Raw genomic sequence first — 4,266 nt, 5'->3', positions numbered from 1 at the left:
GCTTCGGCACCGGCGTCCGCCCCCTCGTCGTCGATGCGGCGGCGCAGGACGCCCTCAAGACGCTGAAGCGCATCGAGCGGGACGATTTGGGCTTGACCATCATGCCGTTCTGTGCGCTCATGAGAGGAGCGGGCACGCTGGCCTTCATCCGGCGATGGATGCGCGCCGTGGAACGGGAGCCTGATGAATCGCGGCGGCTGAACTACCGCGACTGGTCGCTGATCCTGGCCGACTTGGCTGGGTGGGCGGTCGACAGCACAACCACGGGGCCGCTGACGCCGGAGGCGCGCATGCCGGCCACGCCGACCGCTGTGTGAGGGTCGATCAGCTCGCCTGTATCCCGCAGGGTCGAGACGATGGTCCGCGCCGTCTCCCCCTCGTTGACGCTGACGCCCATGAAGGTCTCGCGCATGGCGGCGTGGGCCTGGGGCGGGATGTCGATGAAGCCGGTCTCGCCGAAGGCCGCGAAGGCCCGCGCCGTCTCCACGCCGTCGCGGCGGGCGCACTCGAAATAGAGCCGCTCGAAGTTGGACGCCGACTGGATGTCCATGGCCGGTGACTGGGTCGCCGCGGTGACGCCGCGAACATAGCGGCCCTCCTCGAAGGCCCGCGCCAGGATGTCGTTCGAATTGGTCGCCACCACGATCTTATCGATGGGCAGGCCCATGCGCTTGGCGACGTAGCCGGCGAACCCGTCGCCGAAGTTGCCGGACGGCACGGCGAAGGAGATGCTCCGATGCGGCGCGCCCAGGGCCACGGCGGTGGTGAAGTAGTAGACGCTCTGCGCCACGATGCGGGCGAAGTTGATCGAGTTGACCGCCGAAAGCCCCACCGACTGCTTCAGGCCAGCGTCGGCCAGGGCGAGCTTGAGGATCGCCTGGCAGTCGTCGAAGTCGCCGGCCACCGCGACGCAGGCGACATTGCGCTCGGCCGTCGTGGTCATGAACCGGCGCTGGACCTCGCTGATCCGCCCGTCGGGGAACATGACCACGATCTTGGTGTTGGCCCGTCCGCGGAAGGCCTCCACCGCCGCGCCGCCGGTGTCGCCGGACGTGGCGCACAGGATGGTCTGGGTCCGCTTCTGCGCGCCCAGCACGTGGTCGGACAGCCGCGCCAGGAGCTGCATGGCCACGTCCTTGAAGGCCAGGCTGGGCCCATGGAACAGTTCGGCGATGAAGGCCTGCGGCCCGATCTGCTTCAGGGGCGTGACGGCGGAATGGGAGAAGGTCGCATAGGCCTCGGCGCACATCTCGGCCAGGGTCTCGCGGGGGATTTCGCCGCCGACGAAGCGCGACAGGATCTCGGTAGCGACGGCGTGATATGGCCGACCGGCGAAAGCCGCGATCTCATCGCGCGACAGCGTCGGCCAGGTCTCGGGCACATAGAGGCCGCCGTCGGGCGCCAGGCCCGACATCATCGCATCGACAAAACCGACCGAGGGCGCCTGCCCCCGGGTGGAGATGTACCGCATCAGGCTTTCCACCGCTTCCAGAGGACGGCGACATAGACGCCGACCAGGGCCGCGGCAAGGCCGAACCAGGTCAGGGCATACTCCAGATGGCGGTTGGAGATCTCGGCCGGCAAGGGCGCGGCGAGAAGCGCTTTCCATTCCGGATTGCTCGAGGTCTCGGCCATCAGGAACAGCGGGGCTGGCGCGGACGCCTTGAGCACGGCGGCCATGGCGGGGATGTCGCGGGAGTACCAGTGGTTGGCCGCCACGTCGTTCGGCGGGGTCACGAAGCTGGGCTTCTCCGGGGCGCGGAAGACGCCCACGACCTCGATCGGTGCGCGCGCTGCGGGGTCGACCGCCGGGCGGGCGGAGATGTTGTCGGCCACGAAACCGCGGTCCACCAGGATGGAGCCATACGCCGCGCCCGCGAGGGGGCAGGCCGAGACCAGCCGCACGCCGGCCTGCCCGTCGCGCACGCTGTAGACTTCAAGATAGGGCGCGGTCGCCAGCCCGGGGCAGACGGTGCGGGCGCGGCCGTACTCCAGGTCATCGCCCGCCTTCACGCGCGCCAGCATGGGGCCAAGATCGGCGGCGGGCGCCGACTGCAGCGCCGCCACGCGGGTGAGCAGGTCCTGCTTCCAGGCCAGCCGCTTGAGCTGCCAGCCGCCCAGGCCGATGAGGATGGCCAGGGCGACGAGCATGCTGATCGTGAGGCCGATCGGAAGCCGGCGAACGGTCTGGTCAGTCATGCCGCGCTTCGGAGGCCTTGTTGGAGAACTGCGCGGCCAGCATGACGCCCTTGAGCGGTCGCAAGAGCCCCAGGCAGACGCCCAGGGTCAGGGGCAGGAAGACCACGACGTGCACCCAGATGGGCGGGGCGTAGGCGATCTCGGTGAACAGCATGGCGAACGCGCAGAGGAAGCCCGCGATCAGGATCACGAACACCGCCGGTCCATCGCCCGAGTCAGCCTTGGCGAGGTCGTAGCCGCAGGCGTCACACGAGGGGGCGACCTTGAGGAAGCCCTGGAACAAGCGCCCCTCTCCGCAGTTCGGGCAGCGGCCGCGAAGGCCCGCCAGCAGCGGATTGGGGCGGCTCATCCGTCAGTGGCCGCCGGCTCCGCCGAACACCACGTAGATGAAGGCGAACAGGAACAGCCAGACCACGTCGACGAAGTGCCAGTACCAGGCCGCCGCCTCGAAGCCGAAGTGCTGCTTGGGCGTGAACCCGCCATTCATCAGCCGGATCAGGCAGACGATCAGGAAGATGGTTCCGATCAGCACGTGGAAGCCGTGGAAGCCCGTGGCCATGAAGAAGGACGAGCCGTAGAGGCCCGAGTTGGCCTGGCTCTCGGCGCCGAAGAAGTAGTTGTGCTGCAGGATGTGCATGTACTCGTAGGCCTGGATGGCCGTGAACAGCACGCCCAGGATGACCGTCAGGATCAGGCCGATCTGGGTGCCCTTGCGGTCGCCCTGCTGCAGCGCGTGGTGCGCCCAGGTGACCGTGGTGCCCGAGAGCAGCAGGGTCAGGGTGTTGACCAGCGGCAGGTTCCAGGCGGGCACGGTTTCGATGCCGGCGGGCGGCCAGGTGGCCCAGGCGGTGCGGACCTCCTCGATCGCCGACAGCGTCCGGTGCTCATGGAAGAGCGCCATCTCGAAGAAGATCCAGAACCACGCGACGAAGAACATCACTTCCGAAGCGATGAACATGATCATGCCGTAGCGCAGGCCGATCGAGACGACCGGGGTGTGGTCGCCTTGGTTGGCTTCCTTCACCACGTCCGCCCACCAGCCGAGCATGGTGTAGAGCACGCCCGCGAGGCCGGCGGCGAACAGCCACCAGGTGCCCTCGGGAAGGCCGAAGAGGCCCTTCATCCAGACCACCCCGCCCAGCGCCATGACGGTCGCGGAGACCGAGCCCACCAGCGGCCACGGGCTCGGGTTCACAAGATGGTAGTCGTGCTTGACTTCGCCGTGGGCCATTTCGGTCCTAACCCCTTTTGTATCTCACTGACGCCCGCCCTCTCTCCAGGGCCGACGTTAGACATTTCGCGTGACGCTATAGCCCCGCCCTGGCGGTTCCGCCAAGGGCTGAAGGATGGTTTGCCGGCGCCGCCTGCGCGGTCTTGCGACCCGCGCCGTCTTCGACCGACGGGAAGAATGTGTAGGAGAGGGTCACCTCGCCCTTGTTCTTGGTCTCGATATCCTTGGCGTATTCCGGGTCGACGAAATAGACGACCGGGAATTCGATGGTCTTTCCGGCCGGAATCGTCTGGTCCGAGAAGCAGAAGCACTCGAGCTTCTGGAAGTACGCCCCGGCCGATTCGGGCACCACATTGTAGACCGCGCGGCCGGTGATCGGCTGGGTCCCGTTGTTGGTGACCTTGAAGAAGGCCAGGCCCGTCTGGCCGATCTTGATGGTCTGCGAGGTCTGCTCGGCCGTAAAGGTCCAGGGCAGCTCGCGCACATTGGCGTCGAAGCGGATGGTCAACATCTGGTCCAGCACCTGATCCGGCGCGGTCTCGGCCTTGCGGATCGTGCCGTCGAAGCCGGTGAGCTGACAGAAGGCCTTGTAGAGCGGCACCGAGGCGTAGGCCATGCCGACCATGCCGAAGAAGAACGCCCCGCAGATCAGCGCCACGCGCTTGTTGCGCCTGGCCTCGGGGGTGAGTGGCGGCCTAGAGCGGGCGGTCGGCAACACTGGCCCCCAGACGAACGACGGTGACGACGAAGACCAGCACCACGAACAGCACCAGGCCGAGGGCCAGGGCGATGTTGCGGCCCCGCCGGGCCTTGGCTTCGGCCTGGGGATCTTGCGA

The 4,266-nt window shown here is 67.7% G+C and carries 7 protein-coding genes; 1 reads left to right on the top strand and 6 read right to left on the bottom strand.

Features of this window, described 5'->3' with window-relative positions; translation table 11 throughout:
• The coding region (locus RMO04_RS02430) for a hypothetical protein (protein ID WP_309643202.1) at window positions 1-317 on the top strand (317 nt) is incomplete at its 5' end.
• Here RMO04_RS02430 and thrC read toward each other — a convergent pair.
• From thrC to RMO04_RS02400, 6 genes are all read right to left on the bottom strand, one after another.
• On the bottom strand, window positions 203-1,471 hold the full coding sequence (thrC, locus tag RMO04_RS02425; RefSeq protein ID WP_309643201.1) for a threonine synthase: 1,269 nt from the start codon (window positions 1,469-1,471) through the stop codon (window positions 203-205). The genes RMO04_RS02430 and thrC overlap by 115 nt on opposite strands.
• On the bottom strand, window positions 1,471-2,199 hold the full coding sequence (locus RMO04_RS02420; protein ID WP_309643200.1) for an SURF1 family cytochrome oxidase biogenesis protein: 729 nt from the start codon (window positions 2,197-2,199) through the stop codon (window positions 1,471-1,473). The genes thrC and RMO04_RS02420 overlap by 1 nt, the downstream gene beginning before the upstream one ends.
• Window positions 2,192-2,548 carry a DUF983 domain-containing protein gene (locus RMO04_RS02415; protein WP_309643199.1) on the bottom strand — a complete coding sequence of 119 codons (357 nt, stop codon included), beginning with the start codon at window positions 2,546-2,548 and terminating at the stop codon, window positions 2,192-2,194. The genes RMO04_RS02420 and RMO04_RS02415 overlap by 8 nt, the downstream gene beginning before the upstream one ends.
• A 3-nt stretch (window positions 2,549-2,551) precedes the next feature.
• Window positions 2,552-3,430 carry a cytochrome c oxidase subunit 3 gene (locus RMO04_RS02410; RefSeq protein ID WP_309643198.1) on the bottom strand — a complete coding sequence of 293 codons (879 nt, stop codon included), beginning with the start codon at window positions 3,428-3,430 and terminating at the stop codon, window positions 2,552-2,554.
• A gap of 76 nt (window positions 3,431-3,506) precedes the next feature.
• Window positions 3,507-4,148, bottom strand: coding sequence for a cytochrome c oxidase assembly protein (locus RMO04_RS02405; protein WP_309643197.1), 642 nt, complete (start codon window positions 4,146-4,148; stop codon window positions 3,507-3,509).
• The coding region (locus RMO04_RS02400; RefSeq protein WP_309643203.1) for a hypothetical protein at window positions 4,126-4,266 on the bottom strand (141 nt) is incomplete at its 5' end. The genes RMO04_RS02400 and RMO04_RS02405, both read right to left, overlap by 23 nt.

The organism is Phenylobacterium sp., assembly GCF_031412415.1.
Taxonomy (GTDB): Bacteria; Pseudomonadota; Alphaproteobacteria; order Caulobacterales; family Caulobacteraceae; genus Phenylobacterium.
The sequence above is the reverse complement of the archived record's forward strand: the minus strand, read 5'-3'. Positions and strand labels throughout refer to the sequence as shown.